We start from the raw sequence: 22982 nt of genomic DNA on the forward strand, positions 1-22982 counted from the left end.
ACGACATATGCGACGTAGGCAAGTCCCCTCGCCGCTCCAAGGCCGCGGCCCTCTCTGAAGAAGGACCGGTCTTTCGTGTCAGCGAGATCAAGTGGCGGAGCTACGCAAACGCTGATGGCGACCGCCGATTATTCGAGTCGCATTTTGGGGAGCGCGATGTCCCGCAACCTGGCCACCTCATGGGTGAAGGAAACACAGTTCCGTCCACGTTGTTTCGCCTCAAAAAGGCAGCGACCGGCAACACGAAGGATATCCTCGGCATCAGCAGCGCGAGGTATTTCCGCTCCGCCGATACTGACAGTCACCCTTACGCCATCCTGTCGCCCTTTGACCCAGGGACCTCCCTCGACATGCCGGCGGATGTTCTCCGCTATGGTGATCGCTTGCTCTTTGCGCACATCACTTAGCAGGACCCCGAACTCTTCCCCGCCAAGCCGGCCAATCGAGTCCCCTGGGCGCGTCGTATGACAAGCGCCTTGGCGATCCGCACCAATGTCTCGTCACCTTTGGAATGTCCGTGCTTGTCATTGATCAAGGAGAAATGATCCGGATCGATCAGAAGAAGCGTGTCGCATTCCCCTTCATCACGCTTTCTGTTCATCCTTGCGATGAATTCACCGCGGCTAAGGAGTCCCGTCATGGGATCATGGCTTGTCACGAAGGTGAACCTGTCGTGCGCCTCTTTCAGGTCTGCGTACGACTTCTCCAGCTTGTCACATGTGTCCTGGATCGTTTCGGACTGGGCGAAGATATAGGCACCGACAGGCATTCCGATCAGAATGGGGATGACGGTGCATTCCACCCAACTCAACCAATCGATCGGCATCTGCAAGGCAATTCTGGCTGTGAACGACAGACCGAAAGTCGCGACGACTGCAATTATCGTCACGACGATCGATTTGCCCAGAATACGCTTGGTGCGCGGCGTCATACCGTCTTTATAACCGCTGGCGCTGAACGCGACGTTATCGGTTCGACTAAGATTATTCGGACCTCGCGAGCGCAGATCCGGCACGGGCAACGGGAATTTCAGTTTCGTCCTGCAATTGCCGATCGGGGACATTCGATGCGCGGGCCCTAAGGTGGCGCCCTGCAGAAGTGAGCCTCTGATACTCCGTGCCTTCCGGTTTTGCGACATGTTCCTCTCGCAGCCATGGCCTCTTTCGAAGGGAGGCGCGCTGCCAACTCCGAAGCAGAAACGTAGCGATCATGAATTTTCACTGAATGGAGCCTTCAGCCACCGTTCCGGGCCATCCTCTTACAAAGAGACGGTTCAACCCGCGGTACCCTACCGCACCCAAGGAGAAGCACCCATGACCCGCACATCAGTCGTCGCTGCAGCCTTTGCCGCCTTGGTCGGCCTCACAACCATCGCGCCCGCCAAGGCCAACGATTTGAATATCGAACAATACGGCTGGCGCAATTCCGCCGGCGGCGGCCAGCACGGCTCCCGTAACCGCATCCATGTCTACCAGGATGGCCGCTTCAACACCGCGATCGGCCAGCAATATGGTCATCGCAACCGGTCGGTGATCGGACAGCAAGGCGTCAACAATTACGGCGCGACGTACCAGTATGGCAACCGCAATGCCGCGGGGATTGCCCAGTTCGGTTCGAACCACACCGCAATTATGACGCAGGACGGCAACGGCAACATCGCAGCCGGTGTCCAGGTCGGCCACGGGTGCAATGCCGATGTCAGCCAGGGCGGCAGCGGCAATGTCGCCGCCTTCGTCCAGGACTGCCCCTGAACCATGGACGGCCCGCAATCGCTAGGAGATCATTCATGACCAGACTGGAAAAGCGAGCAGCAGCGGTGTCGGCCGCGCTCGTGGCTGTCATGGTCGCCGCCGCGACCGCCGCGACGGCCGACAAGGACGGCTCGAGTCACGAGCCGCTGCGATGCGAGATCCGGGACACCGTGCAAGGCGACGCTATCCTGCTGGAGCCCGTGGTTTATGCCGACAGGAAAATCACCGGCACTTACACGGTCAGCGTCTCCGGAGGCGGAACGTCCGGCTCCGCCAAAATCAGCCAGGGCGGCGCCTTCGAGGCCGGTCCCGGCAATCCGGCGTCAGTGGGCCGGATGAGCGTGGGAGCCAATGGCGCTGCCTACGACGTTAAGCTGAAGGTGACTGCAGGCGGGGCCAGCGTCAACTGCCTCAAACAGGTGTCCGGCGCGAACTGAGCGCCGTCTGTCTTCGATAATCGAAAGAAGGGCTCCGGGCGACCGGAGCCCTTCTTCTTACACGATGGGTTTTTTCCTTTCGGAGTGATGCAACAAAACAATTTGGGCTTTGACGGTGCGCCGAAGCTCACGCCGCTCCATGTCTTGAACCGCGGCTGAACGAAACCTTCCGTCACGGTTCAGCTTCGCTGTGCGACTGTGGCTCATCAGATGATGAAACCACAAAGAGAGGCATCATGAACCGCCAGGTCACAAAACTTATAGCAGCCATCGCGCTCGCGACAGCCGTCGGTCTGCCCCTTGTCTCCGCTCCGGCGAGGGCGGGCGGCGCGATCGGGTTCTATTACTCGCCTCCGACGGCCCGCGATGCGCGGGCGCTGGATTTCGGTCTGCGCGCCTATTCGGCCTACAAAGGGCTGCGCAGCGGCGCCCACATACGGCAGCGCGGCTGGAACAACCGTGCCGGCATAGATCAGGACGGGGCCCGCAATCTTGGCATAGTTCGACAGGAGGGCAGCGGACACTCGGCCACCCTGCGGCAGGACGGCAACGACAGTTCCTACGGTATCTTCCAGTTTGGCCGAAACACCGAAGCAAACGTCGTGCAGGCCGGCGACAGGCAGAGCGGCGCGGCTCTCCTGTTCGGGTGGTAGGAACGAAACTGCGCGGTTGCGGATGCGTGACAACTGTCCGCCACGCATCCGCCGCCGTCGATCTGGGGCCGCAGGCGCAAACGGACCACCGGCATCAGACTGCCTCAATCGTCCGAGTCGTCCCAGTCATCTTCATCCTGCGGCGGGTAGTTGGGTACGACGCGGATAATTGGCCGCGGATGTTCATAACGCCACTGATACTCGTCTGAAGGCTGCGACTCATAGGTGCGGTAGACTTGCCGGTAATGATGCTTAGGCTTCCAATACTTCTGCTTCCTGTGCGGCCGCACGCAGTAGCCGTCTTCCGTGAGATAGGCGCGTGTCACATGCGCCTCTTGCACCAGCCTATTTATATCTGGCGCCGCCATCATCTGCGCCGCCTGGACCGAAGGCATCATTGGCAGCATGCCGCCGGCAAGAGCAAGAACAGGCAATTTCATCGACCTCTCCATCGTCTCAGAGTTAAGGCCGGAAAACCCGCTGATTGGGGCAATTTGGGGCGGCAGTGATCACTTTGATTTTCGGCTGAACATATGAGCGTTAAAGTTGACCCAGCTGTGAGCTTTCAGGGGTTGTCCATTGGACAGACCGAGCCCACAGGTCCGGATTGCACTACCCGATTTCTCTCCCACTGGATTTCTTTGATCCAGTACGCTATATGACCATCTACATGGTCAGGAGCATGACATGCACGCTATCAATCTGGCGGACGCCAAGGCACATCTGAGCGAACTCGTTGACCGAGTTGAGGCTGGTGATTCGATCGACATTACTCGACGCGGCAAGCCAGTCGCCCGCCTCACAGCGGCGGCCAGGCCACGCATGCGGATTGATGCCGCCCTGCTCCGATCCTTGACGGCAAGCATGCCGCCGGAGGCTCAAAGTGCCGCCGATCTGGTGCGGTCGATGCGCGATGGCGATCGCTACTGATGCTCTATCTCGACACGTCGCTGATCGTGGCGGCGCTCTCCAACGAAGCGATGACCCCACGCGCCCAAATATGGCTCGCTCAGCAGGATCCTGCTCAGCTTCTGATCAGCGACTGGACGATCACCGAGATGTCCTCTGCCATGGCGGTCAAGCTACGGACCGGGCAGATCAACCTGGAGCAGCGTGCCGCAGCGCTGGCAATGTTCAACAAGCTGGTCGCCGAGAGCTTCACCGTGCTTTCGGTCACAAGCGGGCAGTTTCGAGCGGCGGCGAAGTTCGTCGATCAGCATACGCTGGGGCTTCGTGCCGGTGATGCATTGCATCTCGCGACGGCGTCGGAGCATGGAACGACGGTGTACACCCTTGACCAACGGCTTGCCACAGCCGGGCCAGTGCTCGGTGTGCCGACACAACTGCTGGCATAATCATGCCCCTCCTGGCCCATTGACCTTGCCTGGGGCGCCGATGGGCGGTGCGCCAGATGGTGGCGATCCGCAAGGGCGGCGCGATCGTCAACGTCTCCAGCCAGGCGGCGCTGGTTGCGCTCGAGGGGCACATTTCCTGCGGCTCGTCCAGGGCAGCGCTCGAAAACATCACCCGCTGCTCGGCGCTGGAGTTGGGCAAATACAACATCCTCGTCAACAGCGTGAACCCGACCGTGGTGATGACGCCGATCTCGTCCGGCCACTGGAGCCAGCCGCATGTCGCTGAGCCATTCTTGAAGCAGATGCCGCTCGGGCGCTGGGCGACCGAGGATGAGGTCGCCGGCCCGATCGTGTTCCTGCTCAGCGACGCAGCCTCGATGATCACCGGGGTCCACCTGCCCATCGACGGCGGATGCACTTGCCGGTGAAATAGATGCCGCGGCTCAGATCTTCACCATCGCTCTAATTAATGATCACCTGCGGAGGCCCTCAGCGGAGTTTTTGCTTCCGTTGCTCAAGGCTGTCGCTGCAGGCCGAGACAGGTTCAACATGGCGACTTGCAACGACGCTGGACTCTCGTTCGATGCTACAAGGAAAAGGCCCGAACAGGCAGGGTTTTCTGATGCCCTGCGCTTCATCTGAGATGGCAGCCCGATGTTCAATGCTGCAGCGAGTGCATTGCTCACATTGTGAGATCCGCCCAACTCGAAAGCTCAAGCCTCGACGCAGGAGCAGGTCAAGAACCGAGCTTCCTAGTGCAGTCTAGGAGCGCTGAGATATGTGTCTATGGTTCCTGTGCATCGTAGCGCTGACTACCGCGCAAATGGGCGCGATGACAATATCCTCTGGCGAGCGAACCTTCAGCTGCCGGTGGCAATCAGCCTAGATTTTATCCGCAAGTATGACGCCGCTGATGCCATAAGCGCGGCGCGTCTGCTCAATAGCCTCAGGCGTGACATCGATCAGCAGCGCGATAATGTCGCCATCCGGATGCTCGAGAGCGTTGCCGAGTTCGAAAAGCGTCCAGCCAAGCGCACGCAGGCGTTTCGGCCAGAATGTTTCGCACACCACGCTGATCTGTCGAATCCCCAGACTTTGCGCCGTCTCAAGAAGGCCGCACAGAACAAAGCCGGCGATCGGCGACGACGCTCCGTGCGTGCGAAGCGATGGGACGACAAAAAAACGCGTCCATTCGAAAATTTCAGCCGCTCTCGGAGGCGTGCCGCCGGCGAGAACTGGGAAGACCTCGCTCATCAGATGCGGCTCCAGCGTCGGTACAAGACGGGAGCCGCCGACGATCTTGCCGTTGGTGTCGAGCGCCAGAACATAAAGCGCATGCTCGTTGTCGAATGCGTCGATCTCGATGTTGATGGGCCGGGCGACGGCGCGCCATCGTCTATGCTTGACGTAAATGTCGTACCGGATACGAAAATAGCGCTCCAGCACTTTTCTATACTGCTTCCTGTTTTCCCAGGTGACCAGATGAATACGGACCATGACGCCTCCAAAAGTGGAGGTCGTAGGAAAACATGCTTCGTGCCCGTATGATGGTATTCAGGTATTGCTAAATCTGGATTTCCTGTCGTCGCAGAGCTTTGACGATGGCATGCGAGACATTGGCTGCATCGAGCTTGCCTCGAATGTTGCGCTGATGGCTCTCAACCGTGTTCCTTGTGACGCCCAGGATGCAGGCGATGTCTTCGTTCGACTTGCCTTCGGCGCTCCACTCCAGGAGTTCGCGCTCGCGCGGCGTCAAGGGCGCGGCCTCAACGGACTGGCCGGATTCTTCCAGCCCTGACAGGCGTCGGAACGTATGCACGCAAAGCGTCTCGATGAACGGCACGACGCTCGGCGCTATTTCAATCCGATCGCCCGCTGCCGTGACGACGCCTGGGCCCGCCAGCGGCACGTGGACGGGAACACAGAGGCCTTGGCCCATTCCGAAATCCGCCGCTTCGTCCATCACCAGCTTTGCGCGCGCAACAAGCTTTGCCGGCGGCAGTTCCTCCCACAGGAACGGCTTCGGCGAATGCCGGCACTGCGCGACGCAGGGATCATGCGAAAAGTAATCCTCTGACATGTAGCGAAGATACCATTCGGGCGGCCAACCATCGACCAGGATCTCTCGCTTCCAGTCGGTGTCGTGCGGCACCGGCAGGCCGGTGATCAGAAAATAACGCAGGCCATAACGCTCGATGGCAGAGCGGAACTCTTGGAGGATACCATCCACCGAGCACGCGGCATCGATCCTTGAGATCGCTGCAAACAACCCGACAAGACTATCGATCTCCATCGGCAGACCTCGACAAGAGTCAGGCCCCGTCCCGGCCAGAAACTTACGGTCACAGATGCGATATATTCAATGGGACTTGCGCCGAATGTACACTTCAGGAGTCAATTAGCTGGCACAAAGATACAGAGCCTGAAAGCCGTATCAATGCTGGCTGAACAGACCGCGCTTCATTCCGCTGACTTTGGGGTCGTCTGCTTTGTCCCGCGGACTGCTCGCCGATTCGATGGAACGACCGCGATCAACTCTTGCGGCTCCACATCCAAAGCCTTCGCCAGGATCTCGACTGTATCCAGCGTGGCGTTTCGCCGACCGGCCTCGACGCTGCTGATATAGGCTCGCGTGCGGCCCGAAACGAAAGACAACTGCTCCTGAGACAGTTTTCTTTCTCTCCGTAGCCGCTGCACGTTCAAACCAAAAACGCCGCGAAGTTTCATCAAACAACGGATGCTACGACGCGCACTATGGTGCGACACACTATAGTGCACATTCCGCATTGACAGCGGTGCCGCGGACTGTTTGAAACTACCAGCGAATTCATCGTTTCCTGACACAGGAATAGCCATGCCGAGCCGGCCGTTTCGCGACCTCGCACACAACAGTTCCGTGCATTCCTCAGGCGACATTAGCCGACCCGGAAGGGAAGAAAGCCGGGTTCTGGAATTCGTCTGCATCCGATGCGGTGCCTCCTACCCCGCCGATATCACCATCGACTCCAAAGGGTGCGCGCGGTGCCAGGCGACCGCACCCGCAAATCTTCGGCCCGTGTATGCGGATCCTCCCGCTCATCCCGTGGAGGGCGCCACCCCCTCGCGCTCGCTATGGCGTTTTGCGCACATGCTGCCTTGCACAGCCGCGGATGCAGTGAGCCTTGGCGAGGGTTTGACGCCCCTGCTCGCGGCTCCGCGCATCGGCGCGCTTCTCGGCGTGCCCAACCTCGCAATCAAGGACGAAGGCCGGAACCCGACCTGGTCGCATAAGGACCGCTTCTCGACCGTCGCGGTCAGCGTGGCGCGCGCACGTGGCGCGAAGACCGTCGCGACCGCGTCTTCTGGCAACGCCGGCGCCTCGCTGGCGGCCTACGCTTCCAGAGCCGGGCTGAAGTGCGTTGTCACTACTTTCGCCGGGTCGGCCGGCGCGATGCTGGCGCAGATCCGAAAATATGGCGCGACGGTACTGCCTTTGGTCAACAAAATGGACCGATGGTCGCTGCTGGAACAGGCGGCTGCGCGCTATGACTGGTTCATCGCCTCGCCCTATCACGGTCCGGTCGTCGGCAGCCATCCGCTCGGCATTGAGGGCTACAAGACGATCGCCTACGAGATCATCGAGCAATCGGATGGCGCGGCGCCGGACTGGTGCGTCCTGCCGGTCTGCTATGGCGATGCGTTGTCCGGCGTGTGGGCGGGTTTCTGCGAGTTGTACACGCAGGGGACCATCACGCAGCTGCCCCGTCTCGTCGCGGCGGAGGTGCACGGGTCGTTGGCGGACGCCCTTGCCAGCGGCGCCGATGCCTTGAGTGAACGCAAGATGCTCTTCGACAGCCTTGCCGTATCGATCGGCACGCCGCGCAGCACCTTTCAGGCTCTGAAGGCTCTGCGCGAATCGGGCGGGCACGCGGTCCCCGTCGACAATCATGGCCTGATCGCGATGCAGGAACGCCTTGCGCGCGACGAAGGGATCTTTGCGGAACTGGCATCGGTTACGCCGCTGATCGCCATATCGACGTTGAGGGATCGAGGGGTCGTCGCGGCCACAGACCGCGTCGTGGCCGTCGTGACCGCCAGCGGACTCAAGGACCTCGATCGGTCCGCCGGATCGAATGAACACGGCCAGATCTTCCAGACGACGCAAGATGCCTGGCGCTGGCTCGACAAAAGCGGGCTGGATCTCGCCCTCATAGATTCTCCACCGCACCGATAGCCGACGGCACCGCACTTGCTGCCTGGGTTTTGAGCACATCGTCGAGACTGCGCCGCAGCCAAAGAAAGCGCGTCCATTGCGTCTCTGCCGCCGGTGCGATTGTCGTCAGCGTCCTCGGCTCAGACGGTTCCTTGCAGGGCCAGCCAGGCAGGGTCGCAAGCCAGTCGTCATTGTAGACGGTCTCGGCATGGCGATGGCCTTCGTCAGGCATGATGACCGCGACCTGTGCGTCCGGAAGGGTCGTTGCAACCCATCGCGCCACCAACGCGGCGGCGCCGCTGGTCGGCCCCATGAAGATGCCATGCTCGCGCAGCAAACGGTGCGCGCTCAGATACGCCGGATAGGCGCCGACCCAATGAATCTCGTCGACAAGCTCATGCCTGACGTTTTTCGGCAGAACGCTGTTGCCCAGGCCCCGCAGCATGCGTTTGCCGACGGGCTGCCCGAACAGAATGCTGCAATGGGTATCGACGGCAAACACCGTCAGATGGGGAAAGACCGTTCGCAGAAAGGACGCGGTGCCGCATAGCGAGCCGCCAGTCCCGACGCAGCCGACCAGACAATCAACCTTTCCCATTGCCCGGATGAAAAGTTCAGCCAGCCGCGCATAGGCGAGCCAGTTTCCCGGACTGTCGTACTGGCGGGTCCAGAAGCCGTCCGGCTCCTTGGCCAGAATTTCCTGCAGGCGCTCAAGCCGGCCAGGCTGATTGCCGTCACCGCGGGGATCGTCAAGTGCCATGACCGTGGCGCCGATGCGCTCCAGCCGGGCTTTGTATTTGGCGTCGATTAGGGTCGAAGCGGTGACGAGGGTAAGGCGATAGCCACGCGCCGCCGCGAGCAGCGCCACCGCCATGCCGAACGTGCCGGACGTCGTCTCGACGATGTGGGAGCCTGCCTTCAATTCGCCATTCGACGCTGCCCGATCCAGAATGTAGCGGGCCGGCATCAGCTTCATCAACGGAAAAGCCGCCGCCACCAGATTTGGCGCCAGGCGAGCAAGGCGTGGGGTCTCGAGGTCCCTGAAATAGTCGACTGCGAGTGTCACCATGTCCAGCCCTCCGCATTGACCAGATGGACCTCGACGTCCTGGAAGCCGGCGCGTCTTATCTGTTGTGCGCTCAAAGCTGCCCGTCGCTTCAGGTTCGATGCGAAAAGATCGAAAATCAGACCAAACAGCGAGCCGCTATGGGCGACTTGCACCCCGCAGGCCCCGGCTCGCCTGGCGATTTCGGCGATCTCGTCGAACCGTTGTTTCGGCAAGTGCCGTTGACTGATCACGGCGCTGGCCGAGGCGGCGCGTCCGAGTAGATTTGGGTCCTGACGGTAAACCGCGCGCGCCACCAGCGCCCGAAGCACGCCGAATTCCTGGATTTCGGCACTGTCGTAGCGCGCCGGCGGCAGCTGCAACGTGTCGACCGGGACGCCGCCATTCGCCTTGAACCCGACCAGTAGCAGCGGCGGCAGCGAGCCGCCGAAATTCTCGATCACCGTGCCCTCGCGTTGCGCGAACAGGACCGCATGCTCATCGAATGCGATCGCGTCGCTGGCGCGCTCGGCGGCAACGGCGAGACGCCCGATGCTCGAGGGCCGCAACTGGATCTTGAGGGCTGCGGCCACAGCGCGAATGGAAGCGACGACGTCCGCGGTCGATGAGCCGTAGCCGTGCCCCACGGGAATCGAGCTTTGAAGTGTCAGCACGCCACCACCGGTCACATTCAAGAAATCGAGCGTGAGCCGCGCGGCTGCCGAAGCCTTGATCTTATGATCGGGGTGGACAATGACCGCATCGCCGTCGGTTCTGGCAAAGGTCGCCTCGGACCTCAAAGCGGCGATCGGCAGCGTGACCAGCCCGCGATGAAGGCGCCCGCCATCATCCTTGAAGACGCCCTGGATGAGCTCGCCGTGATGCGCGATCGCCGCTCCCGTCCCGATCGCAGAGCGCAGCGTTTCACGGCTCATAAGATCGCCGCCAGCCATTTTCATCTCCCCCGCGCTTTCTCGCAGCGGAGGAAGATGGCGCTGACGGGTCAGGCCCGCTCTCAATGAATTCCGGTATTGACGGCTTGCTATCGAACGAGCCGGCCGGGAGGCGGGTGATCGATGGTCAGGCGGCGGAGCCGAGGTGCCTCAGCGGCCGGCCAACCGAAACCACTTGCGCTGCAGCCATGATACCTTGCGCATCGATCCCGTAATGCCGGTAGAGATCGGCGATCGTACCAGTCTGGCCGAAATGCTCGACGCCCAAAGCACGTGTACGGTGGCCATGGACCGACCCCAGCCAGGCGAGCGTCGCGGGGTGCCCGTCCAACACCGTCACGATGGCGCAGGACGCCGGAAGACCGGCAAAAAGGCGCTCGACATGACTTGAAGCGCGCGGATGGCCGTACTGGCGCGCCCGGGCTGCGGCTGACCAGCCGGCGTTCAGCCGATCGGCCGAGGTCACGGCCAGAAGCCCGACATCGCGCCGATCGCCGGCCATCAATCCCAGCGCCTGTACCGCTTCCGGCCCGACTGCGCCGGAATAAGCTATCACCAGGTCGGCGTTTGGCCCGGGCGGGCGCAGCCAGTAGGCGCCATCGACGATGTCGCGCGCCAGCTTACTTTCCATCGGGCGTGTCGGCTGCTCGATCAAGCGCGTCGAGAGCCTCAAGTAGACCGAACCTCCGGTCTGATCTCGCAGCCAGGTATGGTCGTCAGGCTCGGCTTCGCCGGTACGCTGCATGTAGTCGAATGCCCAACGCAGGATGATTGCCAGTTCGTCGACATAGGCGGGCTCGAACGTCGCCAGACCGTCCTGCGCCATGCCGATCAGCGGCGTGGCGATCGACTGATGCGCTCCGCCTTCTGGAGCCAGCGTCACGCCGGAGGGCGTCGCCGCCAGGATAAAGCGGGCGTCCTGGTAACAGGCATAGTTGAGCGCATCGAGACCGCGCTCGATGAAGGGATCGTAGAGCGTGCCGACGGGAAGCAGGCGCTCGCCGTGAAGCGAGTGCGATAGCCCGAGCGCCGAAAGCATCGTGAAAAGGTTCATCTCCGAAATGCCCAGTTCGATATGCTGTCCCGACGGCGCAAACGTCCAGTTGAAGGTGGAGGGAATGCGCTCCTGGCGGAAAATGTCCGCCTGGTCGCCGCGCGCGAACAGACCCCGCTTGTTTACCCAGGCGCCGAGATTGGTCGAGACGGTGACATCGGGGGATGTCGTGACGACACGGCTTGCAAACTCGCTGTCCGATTTTGCGATCTCGTGCATCAAAAGCCCGAAACCTTGTTGTGTCGACATGGCCGGCTGAGCGCCGAAGCCGATGCGCGCTGGCACCGGAACAGCTGGGGCTTTGTGACGACGCGGGGCTGGCTGCGCAAAAGGCGACGACGCGAGGAAGGATCGTATCGCAGCCTCGTCATAGGCAAGGCCCTCGAAAATGTCCCATTCGCGGCCCTCGCGGACTCCCATGCCTTGCCGCAGCACGTCGACCTGCGTCGGTGTCATCAGTCCGGCGTGATTGTCTTTGTGGCCGGCGAGCGGCAGGCCGAAGCCCTTGATCGTATAGGCGATGAAGCAGGTCGGACGATCATGTCCGCGCGCTTGCTCGAAGGCATCGATGATGCTCGCCAGATCGTGGCCGCCGAGATTTGCCATCAGGGCCGCAAGCTCATCGTCGCTGCGCTTCTCGATCAGACGGCTGACCGGTCCTTGATCGCCCAGATCGTCCAGCAGGCGCCTGCGCCAGGCAGCGCCGCCCTGGAAGGTCAGCGCGGAATAGAGCTGATTGGGGCATGCATCGATCCAGGTCCGCAGCTTTTCGCCGCCCTCTTCCTCGAAGGCGGCCTGTTGCAACGTCCCATGTTTCAGGATCACCACATCCCAGCCGAAGTTGCGAAAGATGGATTCGAAACGCTGCCACAGGCCTTCGCGCACTACCGCGTCGAGGCTCTGCCTGTTGTAATCGACGACCCACCACGTGTTGCGCAGGCCGTGCTTCCAGCCCTCGAGAAGCGCCTCGAAGATATTGCCTTCATCCATTTCGGCGTCGCCGAGCAGGGCCACCATCCGGCCTTCCGGCCGATCGGTCTTCCAGCCTTTTGCCGTGACATAATCCTGGACCAGGGACGAGAACAGGGTCTGCGCCACGCCCAGTCCAACCGACCCGGTCGAGAAATCGACGTCGTCGATATCCTTGGTTCGGGACGGATAAGACTGCGCGCCGCGATAGCCACGAAAATTCTGCAGCTGCTCAACCGTCTGCTTGCCGAACAGATATTGGATGGCATGGAATACCGGGCTGGCATGCGGCTTGACGGCGACGCGGTCCTGCGGCCTCAGGATCTGGAAATAGAGCGCCGTCATCAAGGTCGACGCGGACGCCGACGACGCCTGGTGGCCGCCGACCTTGAGGCCGTCCGTCGACGCCCGAAGATGATTGGCGTGATGGATCATCCAGACGGCCAGCCAGAGGACCTTGCGCTCAAGCTCGGAAAGGATCGTCATCGTCGGCTCCTGTGAAATCGCGGCTCAACGATACCTGCGTCGCTCTTCCAAATGTGACTATTCTTGCTCAAACCGATCGATCATATTGGCTGCTCCAGCCAATAACGACGCCCAAACGAGGGAACGATGCCAAATCCAGCGCTTGACGCAATCGACCTGAAGATCATCGCCGCGCTGCAGAAGAACGCCAAGGCGACTTCGAACGACCTCGCCGAAGCCGTCGGTCTGTCGCCCTCGCCTTGCGCGCGGCGCGTCAGACTCCTGGAGAGCGCCGGCGTCATCAAGGGCTACACCGTGGTCGTCGACCAGAAGAAGCTCGGCCTGCCGATCAGCGCTTTCGCGTCGATTAAGCTTGAACGGCAACGCGAGGACGATCTCGACCGTTTCTCGCAGGCCGTGCTGCGCTGGCCGGAGGTCGTCGACTGCTATCTGATGACCGGCCAGCGCGATTACCTGATGCGCATCGTGGTGCGCGACCTCGAGGCCTATGAGCGGTTCATCAAGGACAAGCTGACGCGGCTGGACAACATCGCTTCGATCGAAAGCAGCTTTGCCCTGGGCCAGGTCAAGCGCTCGGAAGTGCTGCCCATTTGAACGAGCAAGTATTCTGCGACGGCCCTGGCGGCGGCAACTGAAGCGAGGCTGGGCACCCGTCACCTACCCCGATAGTATTTCACCCACAGATGCATTCCCCTCGTGCCACACGCGAGAGCTGCGGCAATCCCTATTTCGGCCTTGCCGACACATGTCAAACAAATTTGCCAAGTGCCGACAGGTACTCCGTTATCCGACGTTCAGCTACGCTGGGCACCATCAAGATTCCGGCTGCCGTGGCTGTAAGGGACGTCGGCCAAGCAGGCTTTATTTCGCTGCTCGATAAGAACGGGAAAGCGCTTCTTCACTTGGACGTAGGCTTCCAATCGACTCACGTTTCCGAAACTCTTCCGATCTGATTCATCGGAGAAGCCGGTGCAAGTGTTGTCCCACAGGGACTGGGATCATGTCCACGCCGCTTTGTTCTCCGCCACCGCGGGTTGTACAGGAATGCAAAGCAATCCAAGCGCTTTCCAAATTGACAAGCGGTCGAATTGCTTTGCTTGCGGGGATGCCGACTGTCAATTTCTGGCGTCGCGATATGCTCATTACGGGCGACATAGGCGGTCAGCGATCATCAAGGGTGGTCTGCGTCCAAGCGGCAAAGACCGCCGCCAGTCACGGAAACCCCTAACCTTCATTGAGCGCTCGGTTGCGCATGCAGAGATAGGCTCAACCTTGCCAGCTTTTCTCCATGCTCGTTGCGGATTTCGATGAACAACTCCTGGCCATTGAGGTCCTTAAGGAATTCTCTCGTCAGGTCTACCAGACCTTCTATGGCCTGACGACGCGCGCTCCCGATCCCATCGCATTCGATGCCTACCTCATCCTTGAGGACAACGTCGCGATCACCGCTATCAAAGAAGTATCTCGCCATCGCACCAGCTCGCCATCAGAATGTTGTTGCGGTCCTTTGATGCAAGTAGGTGGCGTCAAAATCTCCGGCTCGGACGAGCCCGGCCCAATCAACAGCATGAAATCGGGTGCCCTCGGTAAATATAAGCCCGTTGCGTCGCAGCTCCTGAAGCACTCGGTTCACGTGGACAGTTGACAGGCCCAACGCGTCGGCAAGGGCTGCCTGCGTGACCGGGAGATTGGCTACATGATCTTTGATAACCCCCATCGAGTGAAGGCGGACGATCAGTTCGCACAATATGTGAGCCATACGGGTATAGGCGTCGCGCCTTCCAACGTTGGTAACCCATTCTCGGTATATCGCTGCGTCGATCAGCGTCGAGCGCCAAAATATAGCGGCTATGGAGGCATGTCGGTCGCAGATGGCTCGCATAGCATCATGCCGCATGAAGCCCAGACTGGCGCGCGCGAGCGATGAGAAGGTGCAGTCCAGAACCGAGAGATGCATACCGTGCAGATCGGGAATATCTCCCGGAACAAAGAAGGACGTGATCTGCCGTTTGCCGTCGCCGGTAAGCTTGGTGGATCCCACCAAGCCCTCCAAGACCACAAATGAATGAGTAGGTCGATCGCCCTCGCGTACAATATCCTCGTTTGCATGATAGTCCCTCTTTGAAAGCGGAATGCCTTCTAAAATAGCTATATCTGACTGGGTCAGATCGGAGATGTTCTGAAGCTTACGGATCAAAACGTTCGGGGAAAGGACATGTGCCAAGTTGGGTGACCGGGTTGAGTTGCGTACCGAACCTGGATTAGGCGGTAATGTTCCATTTGGCGGGCGGCTTTGCTGCCAAGCGCGAGCTTGGAAATGTCTTACGAGCGCAGTCCCGGCCTCGGTTTTTTGGTGATGGCTTTGGCCTCTCGGACGAGCGAAGACCAATTCGTGCCGAGTAGAGAGACCAACTCTCGCGCTTGTGCCTCGGTAATGATTTCTTCCAGAAGCCTCTGCACGAGGTCGCGGCCCGAGGTAATCGGCATAAGCGTGGTTCCAAAGAGGTATGATTCGCAACGCCCGGTAACGACGCCGTTCGATGTCGTTCCGCTCATCCGTTGATTTCTAAGCGGCGTTCGCGCTTGCACCGCCCCCCGGCGGTTGCCAATCCATGTAGGCGGGTGCCGGAGCGCACAGACGCGATCCTTGACGTCCTGATCTTCTTTGATTGTGCGGGTGGGATCGGGCTGTTGCGTTGGCGTGACTGGCGGGCATTCGTGATCTGACGATGAACGGACGGAGGGAAATTCAGTAAATCCCTAGGACAATGACGAGTATGATTCCGATCGCCGCTAAGGTCATGACCGCGACCATGGCGGCCTCAAACGGACCGACGCCATTTCTCACGAAATTCATGGTGCCTCCCCGCATGCCACTGTGCCTTTCCTGAACCTTCAAGCTAGGCCGTGACCTGTTCCCGCGGAATAACACATGTTATCGGGGCATGAAGAAACCGTTCTAAGCTTGCGCACCACTGAAATTGCTGAAGTCGAGTCTTGGCGAGAGCTGCGTCACCTCCCTGCTCAAGGGAGTTTTCGTGAGCTCTAGAAGGCATCATCGTCTCGTCACCGATAGTTTGTGCACCCGGAACCTTTGCATCGCGGTTTGCGTGCATGGACAGAATTGATCCTGCTCCAACGGCCTCTCGCCCGGAACAGGAGTCTTGGCGGCATTAGATCGGAAAAAAAGAATGAGACTATCATAGGTAATCGCGAGCCGTACCTGACGTCGCGTAAACGCTGGATCAACGGGCTTTTCGGGAGCGGACGTCATGCTGTATCCAGGTCGGTTTTTGGACGCGAGCGAAATCGAGATGCTAGCTCGGGTTCTTCGGGCGATCTGCGCTGAGCGCGGCATTTTATCCGCTTCGGAACAAGGGGAACGCTTAGCGTCCCATTTGCTCAAGCTTTTTATGAACGGCTTGACTGGGGAGCACGAGTTGCTTGACGCCGAGAGGAACCTGGCTCGACGGTATGGCCAGTTGCTCCAGCGGCTTTCTGGCGGTCACGCGTGGACGAGGGAGGCCGCGTGAATTCGACGTGGATCATTCAACTCGCTGAAGATATGAAATTTTGGCGCAACGCTGGAATCAGGCCCAATACGCCACGAGATCGATGCCGCAATCGCTAGAGCGGCTGAGCGCAACAAAAGCATGCTCTCGGGTCCAGATTTGGAGCGGTTCCGATAGGCGGCAGAAGGGCCAAATATCGCCACTCGTTCGGATTACGCGGCATGCGATTACTAGCGCCCAAGTTTGGCAGGGAGCGCGATCATACAGTTCAGTTTGCTCGGGTCCGGGGGGACAGAAGCGCAGTGGCCTTCAAGAAATACAGCGGCGTATACGCGCCTTGCGATCTCGACATCCTTCAGAGGGTATTCGACCAACTGTGCAGAGAGCGACGTCTGGCCCTCAAAGACGAGGAGCAGAGGGAATGCCTTGCGTGCGAAGTTATCGCAGCCTTCGATAAGGGAATCACTGACGAGACGGAATTGTGGAAATTGCTTTCAAAGCTCCGAATTGCCAAGAAGGCCTAGTCCAGGCACCTGCCAATATTTGGCCTCCTAGGTATGGCCATTAGCGTCCGAGCGGTAGCTTCCGACGCCAGTTCTTCCTCGTCTCTAATGCCTGCCTGATAGCTTGCTATAACGCGAGACGCGAGCGCTTCACGTCGCTGAAGCGATTGACCATCGGTTTCAATCTTCGAGCACGCGTGCCAACAAGGCGATCTCGGCCGAACTGAACACGCCAGCTTGGTTAGCTCCTTGAGGAATCGGTATGCAGAGCTCCCTGAGCGGAATACATGAGAAACTAATCTCATTTGATGTTTTGACGCAAAGCAAAAAACCGCTGCGGAAACCTAAGGCGCGGCTACGCGCCATCTCAGAACACGAACGACCGAGGGACTCTCGAACGCGAGACACCAAGATCCAAGAGTTGATCTCGCGCAGAGCACGGTGCGCCGGTCAGGCTTCCAGCCGGATGCCCACGTCCTTGGCTGCAGCCCAGGTTCTTGGAACACACCACGCCTGGAAATGAAATCTTCAGGATAGTTTGACACGCTTGGGCTGTACGGAACTCCGGGTGGGGTCCGAATGGGTGATCAGGAGAAAGCGTAAGGCCTCTCGACTGTGTCAGATCTTACGCACATCGACGTGCAGGATGATCCTGCCTTAATTGCTGAAGTCGACCGGCTTCTGGCGCGCCGAACGCGCGACATCCGCCTCAAAGGTGAGGTCAGGCGTCTGTTTCGGGCACGGGTCTGGCCGCAAACGGCGAAGATCATCCGTGCCTGGATGATCTGGGTGGCCGTGCTGGATGTGCTAACGCTAGCGCTCAACATGCTGGTGCTCCCAACCGCAACCGCGCAATCTATGCTCCTGCCCGGAGCCATTATCCCCCCTGCCGTCATCGCAGTGGTGCTCGTATGGCGGAAGCCGCGCCCTTCCTGGCTCGAAGGGGGTTCGCTGATTACAGGTATGTTCCTGATTTTGCTGTCGGTAGCCTTGGTCGGCGTAGCCGCTGGCGGCGAGTTCTATGAACGGCAATTGAACGTCATGCTGTTCGTAGCCATTACAGCCATCATCATCTTCGGCATCCCGCTGGCCTGGACGGTCGCGATCGCGGCGCTGGCGCTCGGACTGTATCTCGTGTTTCAGGTGGAGAATCCGGCCATTGAGCATGGCAGCGCGATCGATGGAACGCTGTTCTTCGCCAGCGGTTTGTTCGCGACGGTTGCAGCCCGTCGCATCATGACAATTCTCGCTCAAAAGACTTTCCTGTTTGAGTTGCGCGACCGGCGCAGGGTCGCCGAATTGGCTAAGGCGAACGATCGGCTGGAACTGCTGGCGAAGACTGATCCGCTCACGGGCATCGCCAACCGGCGCTGGATGACGGAAACGCTCGACCATCTGTGGGGAACCGACCAACGCTGCCTCGACGGGGCCGCGATGCTGATGTGCGACATTGATCACTTCAAGAAGCTGAACGATCACCTCGGCCATGCCGAGGGCGATCGCTGTCTGGTGGAGGTCGCCAACATTATCCAGGAAAACGTCAGGCGCGATCGAGATCATGTTGCCCGCTACGGTGGGGAAGAGTTCCTCGTGCTGCTGCCCGGGGTGACAGAGGAAGAGGCTGTCTCGGTGGCTGAACGGGTTCGTAAGAGCGTTGAGGCCGCCGCTTTGCCCAACCCAGGATCGCGCGTCTCGCGCAGCGTCACTCTCAGCATTGGAGTTGCAGTTCAGACCGCTGACGAAGCCATTTCACCGGAGCAGCTACAGGGTAAAGCGGACGCCGCACTCTATTTGGCCAAGCAAACCGGCCGAAACCGAGTGCTGCTCCACACACCCGACCCAGCGGGACGTAAACATATTCGCTCGACACGGTGATGCTCTCGAGCGGGTCCGCGGTGGGCCGTTCCGGAATATGTTGGCATTTCAATCTACGTGAGTTGAATGTGCGTATTCATCATGGCTAAGCCAAGCGCCGCTCGACCTGCAACGCGCGGCTCGCAGCATTGGCGAACATGACTCGCCATTCGAAGGTTAGCGATTCCCCTGATCTCCACGCCGTCGGCCGCCGCAGTTTGGGTTCGTCAGGCCCGCAATCTCACCAACCCTCCCCGCCATGCCGCCAAGCCAACATCGGAGGACAACGGCTTGGCAGCGGTAGTACGACGAGGACATTAAAACTCCGAGTATATTGTTAACCGCTGAGAAACCATATCTTGCGGCTCATGCTTCTGCGCGGAAACCCTCCGTACCTCGGGGCGTACTAATTTGAGTAACGGCAAATGGCTTGTTGCAGGTGCTCAAAGCAACGACAGGAGAATGTTATGGCCAGCGTCTTCGGAAAACTTGCTAAAACTTTCGCGGGTGGTGCTGTCATCGCGATTATGTGCGTGTCCGCAAATGCAGCCGGAATTGGCGTCAGCGCATCAGTCGGCGGCAGTGGAGGTGTTAATGCCGGGGCTGGGGCCTCCTTGGGCGGCTCCAACGGGGTGAACGCCGGGTTCGGTGCCTCCATTGGCGGATCAAATGGCGTCAACGCCGGGGCTGGAGCTTCTTTGGGCGGCTCCAATGGGGTGAACGCCGGGCTCGGTGCCTCCATTGGCGGATCAAGTGGTGCCAATGCCGGAGCTGGTGCTTCCCTAGGCGGCTCTAACGGGGTGAACGCAGGCGCTGGGGTGACAGTGGGCGGTGCGAGCGGCGTCACGGCTGGCTTAGGCGCTACGGTAGGCGGCACCAGTGGGACGGGCATCGGAGTTGGTGTTGGGGTCGGCAACGGCGTTACTGCCGGGGTCGGGGTAGGAACCAATCCGAGCGGCCTGACAAGCCCGGTTAACCCGACGAGTCCCAAGGTGGCCAGCGCTGTCTCTGGCTTGTCTGGCACTCAATTGGCTCGGATGAAAAATCGTTGTGTCGATGTGCTGGGCAGTCAGGACAGCTACGATCGGGACCTGCGCCAACTGTGCCTGATGATTTCGCGCCGATAGTCTGGCCTGCAGGACGGAAGTGTGAACAGGCAGGAGGCCCGTTGTGACACTCTCCGGCCTCCAGCCGGTTGGAAGTCCGCTGCGACAACGCGGCGGGCTTTTCGCCGTCCGCGGTTCGTTCGTGATAAGAAGGGGCGGCTTCGGGGTCGATCGGCGCTGATTATGCCCGGAGGAATCCACGTTGTCGGAAAAGGACCACCGTCGCGAACATCGGAAGCGTGTTCTCAAGGGCGCGACGATCATCACCAGCATTACTAACTCGGAAACCACGTGCACGATCCGCAATCAACACGCGGCTGGAGCAGAATTGAAAGTGCCGGCCGACACTAGGGTCCCGGCAGAATTTCTACTCTATGTCCCGGTCGATGGGATCGCTTACCGGTGCGTGATACGCTGGCGGAAGAACGACAGGATCGGCGTTCAATTTACCGGCACCGAAAGCAAGCCGAAGCTTCACTATGGCTGACGGATCGATAATGTTCGGCGTGGCCTTCAACGGATATCGGAATGAACAAAGCCATCCTATGGGTATGTGGGATCGGAATGGTCCTGATCCTTCCGTATGTCCTCCAGCACAATGGGCTGATCAGATTCTAAGCCTCTACGTGACCGGCGGACTGGTGGTCAGGAAAAATATTTCGGTTCCTAGCGCGTCAATTCTCGACAGGCGGCCCGTCCTGGGCGACCTCGGCCCTTGCCGCAGCGCGAATGAGCTTCGCCTCTCGCACGAGCGAGTTCCAATTCATACCAATTAGGAGGGCAAGCTCGTAGGCCTGCGCCTCAGCAATACCGGTTTCTTGAACGAGCTTTTGGACGATCGGTATCGTCTGGTTTTTGTCTGACATTGGCTGGGAATCTCTTTTCCCCCAGCGGCCGCAACTTTCAAACTCGGATTTGGTTCCCAAGGCATCGAACAAAAAAGTGTCCCATCATAGAACGCATTCACGATTTGATGATTTAAGCGAAGCAGTCGATCCGCCGAGGTGTAGCTGCTCTTTCGTCCCGGAAAGCCCGTCGCTTACGCTCATTAGCTGCGACGGGCTTTTCTTTCGATCGAAACCATCCCTTCCTAGCGCGCCGCAGCCTCGAATGCGACGCGGACGTCATCGACAGGACCCTGCCGTGCTCTTTCTTACAGTCGAGCCGCCGTTTGAGCAGCGGCTCTAAACGGATGGCTCATGGTGAAAACGTCCGGCCTAATGCCGACTTCAACCTGCTTCCATGTAACTGGATGCGCAATCGGAAAGCCGGGCCGCGATCGAGGTGAGAACGCACCAACTGCGGTATTGCCTCGGCCGTTGCGAAGGTAATCTAGAAAAATGTGGCCTCTCCGTGCTGCCGGGTCGGCTGACAACAGGTACCGGTCAGGATCGGCATCAACGAGACATTGGGCCAGCGATTTGGCCAGTTGCCGCGCCCTGTCATGAGTCATCTTCGCGGCGAGCGGTGCCATTAAGTGAATACCTTTGCCGCCGGTGAGCTTCGGCCAGCTGTCCAAGCCAGTTGCTTCCAAGATCGCGCGTAGCGACAGCGCGGCTTCGATCACCGCATCCCAGGAGACGCCCTCGCCAGGGTCGAGGTCCAGGACAAGCCGGTCGGCATGTTCAATGTCGTCAATCGTGGCATTCCAAGGATGAAGCTCGATGACATCCATTTCGATCAAGCCGAGCAGTCCGTCAAGGTCATCCACCCAAACCCGGACACCTTCGCCACCTTCGCGTTTTTGCACCCGCAGCTGGTGCACCGACGCAGGGATCGGCGGCAGCGGCCCCTTGTGATAGAAGGTGGCCCCGTACGCATGGCGAACCAGCTTCAATGGTCTTCGGCCCAGATGAATCAACGCTCGGTCGGCCACCCGCCGCCAGTAGCCCAAAAGCTCTTCCCTGGAAGGTGCAACCGCATCGGGTAGCAGCTGGAGAATGTTCTCGCCAGGAACGCCATGTTGGCTCTCCAACCTGCGCTTGGAGAGCGACGGCGGCTTCGCTGGGATCACAGCGAGATCCTCGCGCAATCCCTTGAACACCGCCTCGCGCAAGATACCCCGGTCGGTCACGCCACTGAATTGCACCTCAGCCGGCACCTCCGGCCGCACCCAAGTTGCTTTAGGCTTTTTGATGGGTTCCGAAAGAGGCGATTTGCTGATGATGAGCGGATCGAGCCGCTCGCGAACTCGCCGGGCTGCCTCCAGCGTATAGCCGCTTTGCGCTTTTCCAGCATAAAGCAGCCGCTCGCCCTCCCATCTGCCGATATACAGGGAAGCAACGCGGCGCGGCTGCGCGCCAAGCTTTTCGACGAAAGCCACAATCGGGAACGTGTCGCTCTTGACGCACTTCACCTTGAGCCAGCTCGTTTGGACACCGGAACGGTAGGGAGAGTCAGCCCGCTTTGAGACCACCCCCTCCAGGCCCATGCGGCAGGCATGGTCGAACACGTCCTTGCCGCTAATGTCCAGGTGTTCGACAAAGGTCAGCGTTGGAGCCGTTTCCTGCAGGAGCCTGTGCAGAGCAGCTTTGCGCTCAATCAGCGGCTGCTGTCGAATGTCTCGGCCGTTGAGGTACAAAAGATCGAACGCAAAGAACATGAGCTTCGGCGAGCTCGGGTTTGCCAGCTCCCGCTCGAGAGCCTGGAAATCCGGCAAGCCAGTCTTGCCGAGGACGACCGCTTCGCCGTCGAGGATTGCGGATTTGACCGATAGGTTCGCCGCCGCCTGGACGATCCGTTTGTACCGATGCGACCAGTCATAGCCCCGACGGGTGAAGGCACGTGCCGCGCCACCTTCAACGATAAGCTCGGTCCGGTAGCCATCGTATTTGATTTCGTGCAGCCAGTCCGTATCGGCAGGAGCGCTCTCGACCAGCGTCGGTGATTGGAACTCGATGAAGGCGAGGTGACCGGTCAATTTACGCATGCACTCGAACTCCTGAACCGGGATTCAAACCGGGCCGGAGCAATCGGTTCCGAAGATTTTAGCAAAATTGAATATGATCCCCGCCGCCGGCGCGGTTCGCTGCTACCTCTGGAAGTTCTTAGAAACCTTGTAGGCGATGATCGTGCGCCGAGCCTTATCCGCTCAACGGCCAATCCAGCGGTG

24 protein-coding genes are annotated in these 22982 nt (G+C 59.9%); 11 read left to right on the forward strand and 13 right to left on the reverse strand.

Annotated features, from left to right (window positions below; genetic code table 11):
• Window positions 1-128 precede the first annotated feature (128 nt).
• Window positions 129-494: a GGDEF domain-containing protein gene (locus LB552_RS29875; RefSeq protein ID WP_411966134.1), complete on the reverse strand. Its 366-nt coding sequence runs from the start codon at window positions 492-494 to the stop codon at window positions 129-131.
• Window positions 404-1063, reverse strand: a complete 660-nt coding sequence (locus tag LB552_RS29645) for a GGDEF domain-containing protein (protein ID WP_263481645.1) — start codon at window positions 1061-1063, stop codon at window positions 404-406. Before LB552_RS29645 ends, LB552_RS29875 begins: the two co-directional genes overlap by 91 nt.
• 250 nt (window positions 1064-1313) lie before the next feature.
• Between LB552_RS29645 and LB552_RS15750 the strand changes: the two genes are divergently transcribed.
• The 3 genes from LB552_RS15750 (at window position 1314) to LB552_RS15760 (ending at window position 2841) form a co-directional block, all read left to right on the forward strand.
• On the forward strand, window positions 1314-1751 hold the full coding sequence (locus tag LB552_RS15750; protein WP_224607998.1) for a curlin: 438 nt from the start codon (window positions 1314-1316) through the stop codon (window positions 1749-1751).
• 35 nt (window positions 1752-1786) lie between these two features.
• Window positions 1787-2188, forward strand: a complete 402-nt coding sequence (gene csgH, locus LB552_RS15755; RefSeq protein WP_224608001.1) for a curli-like amyloid fiber formation chaperone CsgH — start codon at window positions 1787-1789, stop codon at window positions 2186-2188.
• A 236-nt stretch (window positions 2189-2424) separates the two neighbouring features.
• Complete coding sequence (locus LB552_RS15760) at window positions 2425-2841, forward strand: curlin (protein WP_224608004.1); 417 nt, start codon at window positions 2425-2427, stop codon at window positions 2839-2841.
• A gap of 104 nt (window positions 2842-2945) precedes the next feature.
• On the opposite strand, the gene LB552_RS15765 is transcribed toward LB552_RS15760, so the two are convergent.
• Complete coding sequence (locus LB552_RS15765; protein ID WP_224608007.1) at window positions 2946-3281, reverse strand: hypothetical protein; 336 nt, start codon at window positions 3279-3281, stop codon at window positions 2946-2948.
• A 247-nt stretch (window positions 3282-3528) separates the two neighbouring features.
• Between LB552_RS15765 and LB552_RS15770 the strand changes: the two genes are divergently transcribed.
• From LB552_RS15770 to LB552_RS15780, 3 genes are read left to right on the forward strand one after another with little or no spacing between them, the layout of a single operon-like run.
• On the forward strand, window positions 3529-3771 hold the full coding sequence (locus tag LB552_RS15770) for a type II toxin-antitoxin system Phd/YefM family antitoxin (RefSeq protein WP_224608009.1): 243 nt from the start codon (window positions 3529-3531) through the stop codon (window positions 3769-3771).
• A complete protein-coding gene (locus LB552_RS15775) occupies window positions 3771-4196 on the forward strand; it encodes a type II toxin-antitoxin system VapC family toxin (RefSeq protein WP_224608012.1) in 426 nt (141 codons plus the stop codon). The genes LB552_RS15770 and LB552_RS15775 overlap by 1 nt, the downstream gene beginning before the upstream one ends.
• Before the next feature lie 56 nt (window positions 4197-4252).
• Complete coding sequence (locus tag LB552_RS15780) at window positions 4253-4624, forward strand: SDR family oxidoreductase (RefSeq protein ID WP_224608015.1); 372 nt, start codon at window positions 4253-4255, stop codon at window positions 4622-4624.
• A gap of 454 nt (window positions 4625-5078) precedes the next feature.
• On the opposite strand, the gene LB552_RS15785 is transcribed toward LB552_RS15780, so the two are convergent.
• From LB552_RS15785 to LB552_RS29785, 3 genes are all read right to left on the reverse strand, one after another.
• A complete protein-coding gene (locus LB552_RS15785) occupies window positions 5079-5693 on the reverse strand; it encodes an acyl-homoserine-lactone synthase (RefSeq protein WP_140721055.1) in 615 nt (204 codons plus the stop codon).
• A gap of 67 nt (window positions 5694-5760) precedes the next feature.
• Entirely contained in the window at window positions 5761-6465 is a 705-nt protein-coding gene (locus LB552_RS15790; RefSeq protein WP_224608017.1) for a LuxR family transcriptional regulator, read from the reverse strand.
• 191 nt (window positions 6466-6656) lie between these two features.
• Window positions 6657-7160, reverse strand: a complete 504-nt coding sequence (locus LB552_RS29785; RefSeq protein WP_318012045.1) for a helix-turn-helix transcriptional regulator — start codon at window positions 7158-7160, stop codon at window positions 6657-6659.
• 118 nt (window positions 7161-7278) lie between these two features.
• Here LB552_RS29785 and LB552_RS15800 point away from each other — a divergent pair, with 118 nt between their 5' ends.
• Window positions 7279-8409: a threonine synthase gene (locus tag LB552_RS15800; RefSeq protein WP_318012046.1), complete on the forward strand. Its 1131-nt coding sequence runs from the start codon at window positions 7279-7281 to the stop codon at window positions 8407-8409.
• Here the strand turns inward: LB552_RS15800 and LB552_RS15805 are convergent.
• The 3 genes from LB552_RS15805 to LB552_RS15815 all read right to left on the reverse strand — a co-directional run bounded on the left by LB552_RS15805 (window position 8384) and on the right by LB552_RS15815 (window position 12895).
• Window positions 8384-9457: a PLP-dependent cysteine synthase family protein gene (locus tag LB552_RS15805; protein WP_224608025.1), complete on the reverse strand. Its 1074-nt coding sequence runs from the start codon at window positions 9455-9457 to the stop codon at window positions 8384-8386. The genes LB552_RS15800 and LB552_RS15805 overlap by 26 nt on opposite strands.
• Window positions 9451-10386: a kinase gene (locus LB552_RS15810; protein WP_224608028.1), complete on the reverse strand. Its 936-nt coding sequence runs from the start codon at window positions 10384-10386 to the stop codon at window positions 9451-9453. Before LB552_RS15810 ends, LB552_RS15805 begins: the two co-directional genes overlap by 7 nt.
• A gap of 127 nt (window positions 10387-10513) precedes the next feature.
• Window positions 10514-12895 carry a transketolase gene (locus tag LB552_RS15815; RefSeq protein ID WP_224608031.1) on the reverse strand — a complete coding sequence of 794 codons (2382 nt, stop codon included), beginning with the start codon at window positions 12893-12895 and terminating at the stop codon, window positions 10514-10516.
• Between the two features lie 126 nt (window positions 12896-13021).
• Here LB552_RS15815 and LB552_RS15820 point away from each other — a divergent pair, with 126 nt between their 5' ends.
• Window positions 13022-13489 carry an Lrp/AsnC family transcriptional regulator gene (locus LB552_RS15820; RefSeq protein ID WP_140721070.1) on the forward strand — a complete coding sequence of 156 codons (468 nt, stop codon included), beginning with the start codon at window positions 13022-13024 and terminating at the stop codon, window positions 13487-13489.
• Window positions 13490-14126: 637 nt separating this feature from the next.
• Here the strand turns inward: LB552_RS15820 and LB552_RS15825 are convergent.
• Together LB552_RS15825 and LB552_RS15830 are read right to left on the reverse strand one after the other, a co-directional pair.
• The gene (locus LB552_RS15825) at window positions 14127-14366 is read right to left on the reverse strand and encodes a DUF6894 family protein (protein ID WP_224608034.1); all 240 of its coding nucleotides are present in this window, start codon (window positions 14364-14366) and stop codon (window positions 14127-14129) included.
• 15 nt (window positions 14367-14381) lie between these two features.
• Window positions 14382-15119, reverse strand: a complete 738-nt coding sequence (locus tag LB552_RS15830; protein WP_224608037.1) for a Crp/Fnr family transcriptional regulator — start codon at window positions 15117-15119, stop codon at window positions 14382-14384.
• A 2406-nt stretch (window positions 15120-17525) separates the two neighbouring features.
• Here LB552_RS15830 and LB552_RS15835 point away from each other — a divergent pair.
• The 3 genes from LB552_RS15835 to LB552_RS15845 all read left to right on the forward strand — a co-directional run bounded on the left by LB552_RS15835 (window position 17526) and on the right by LB552_RS15845 (window position 20357).
• Window positions 17526-18785 carry a GGDEF domain-containing protein gene (locus tag LB552_RS15835; protein ID WP_224608040.1) on the forward strand — a complete coding sequence of 420 codons (1260 nt, stop codon included), beginning with the start codon at window positions 17526-17528 and terminating at the stop codon, window positions 18783-18785.
• 446 nt (window positions 18786-19231) lie between these two features.
• Window positions 19232-19891 carry a hypothetical protein gene (locus tag LB552_RS15840; protein WP_224547894.1) on the forward strand — a complete coding sequence of 220 codons (660 nt, stop codon included), beginning with the start codon at window positions 19232-19234 and terminating at the stop codon, window positions 19889-19891.
• Between the two features lie 181 nt (window positions 19892-20072).
• Window positions 20073-20357, forward strand: coding sequence for a PilZ domain-containing protein (locus LB552_RS15845; RefSeq protein WP_224547915.1), 285 nt, complete (start codon window positions 20073-20075; stop codon window positions 20355-20357).
• Between the two features lie 187 nt (window positions 20358-20544).
• On the opposite strand, the gene LB552_RS15850 is transcribed toward LB552_RS15845, so the two are convergent.
• Both LB552_RS15850 and ligD read right to left on the reverse strand, forming a co-directional pair.
• On the reverse strand, window positions 20545-20808 hold the full coding sequence (locus LB552_RS15850) for a hypothetical protein (RefSeq protein ID WP_224547917.1): 264 nt from the start codon (window positions 20806-20808) through the stop codon (window positions 20545-20547).
• 215 nt (window positions 20809-21023) lie between these two features.
• Window positions 21024-22799 carry a DNA ligase D gene (gene ligD, locus LB552_RS15855; RefSeq protein ID WP_224608043.1) on the reverse strand — a complete coding sequence of 592 codons (1776 nt, stop codon included), beginning with the start codon at window positions 22797-22799 and terminating at the stop codon, window positions 21024-21026.
• Window positions 22800-22982: the final 183 nt, after the last annotated feature.

Origin of the sequence: Mesorhizobium sp. CA7 (assembly GCF_020165015.1) — a bacterium.
In the GTDB taxonomy this organism is placed as follows: domain Bacteria; phylum Pseudomonadota; class Alphaproteobacteria; order Rhizobiales; family Rhizobiaceae; genus Mesorhizobium.

Coding starts and splice junctions, on each gene's coding strand:
- LB552_RS29645 (WP_263481645.1), bottom strand. CDS start 1,063: ATGTCCCCGATCGGCAATTGCAGGACGAAACTGAAATTCCCGTTGCCC.
- LB552_RS15750 (WP_224607998.1), top strand. CDS start 1,314: ATGACCCGCACATCAGTCGTCGCTGCAGCCTTTGCCGCCTTGGTCGGC.
- csgH (WP_224608001.1), top strand. CDS start 1,787: ATGACCAGACTGGAAAAGCGAGCAGCAGCGGTGTCGGCCGCGCTCGTG.
- LB552_RS15760 (WP_224608004.1), top strand. CDS start 2,425: ATGAACCGCCAGGTCACAAAACTTATAGCAGCCATCGCGCTCGCGACA.
- LB552_RS15765 (WP_224608007.1), bottom strand. CDS start 3,281: ATGAAATTGCCTGTTCTTGCTCTTGCCGGCGGCATGCTGCCAATGATG.
- LB552_RS15770 (WP_224608009.1), top strand. CDS start 3,529: ATGCACGCTATCAATCTGGCGGACGCCAAGGCACATCTGAGCGAACTC.
- LB552_RS15775 (WP_224608012.1), top strand. CDS start 3,771: ATGCTCTATCTCGACACGTCGCTGATCGTGGCGGCGCTCTCCAACGAA.
- LB552_RS15780 (WP_224608015.1), top strand. CDS start 4,253: ATGGTGGCGATCCGCAAGGGCGGCGCGATCGTCAACGTCTCCAGCCAG.
- LB552_RS15785 (WP_140721055.1), bottom strand. CDS start 5,693: ATGGTCCGTATTCATCTGGTCACCTGGGAAAACAGGAAGCAGTATAGA.
- LB552_RS29785 (WP_318012045.1), bottom strand. CDS start 7,160: ATGCAGACGAATTCCAGAACCCGGCTTTCTTCCCTTCCGGGTCGGCTA.
- LB552_RS15805 (WP_224608025.1), bottom strand. CDS start 9,457: ATGGTGACACTCGCAGTCGACTATTTCAGGGACCTCGAGACCCCACGC.
- LB552_RS15810 (WP_224608028.1), bottom strand. CDS start 10,386: ATGGCTGGCGGCGATCTTATGAGCCGTGAAACGCTGCGCTCTGCGATC.
- LB552_RS15815 (WP_224608031.1), bottom strand. CDS start 12,895: ATGACGATCCTTTCCGAGCTTGAGCGCAAGGTCCTCTGGCTGGCCGTC.
- LB552_RS15820 (WP_140721070.1), top strand. CDS start 13,022: ATGCCAAATCCAGCGCTTGACGCAATCGACCTGAAGATCATCGCCGCG.
- LB552_RS15825 (WP_224608034.1), bottom strand. CDS start 14,366: ATGGCGAGATACTTCTTTGATAGCGGTGATCGCGACGTTGTCCTCAAG.
- LB552_RS15840 (WP_224547894.1), top strand. CDS start 19,232: ATGGCCAGCGTCTTCGGAAAACTTGCTAAAACTTTCGCGGGTGGTGCT.
- ligD (WP_224608043.1), bottom strand. CDS start 22,799: ATGCGTAAATTGACCGGTCACCTCGCCTTCATCGAGTTCCAATCACCG.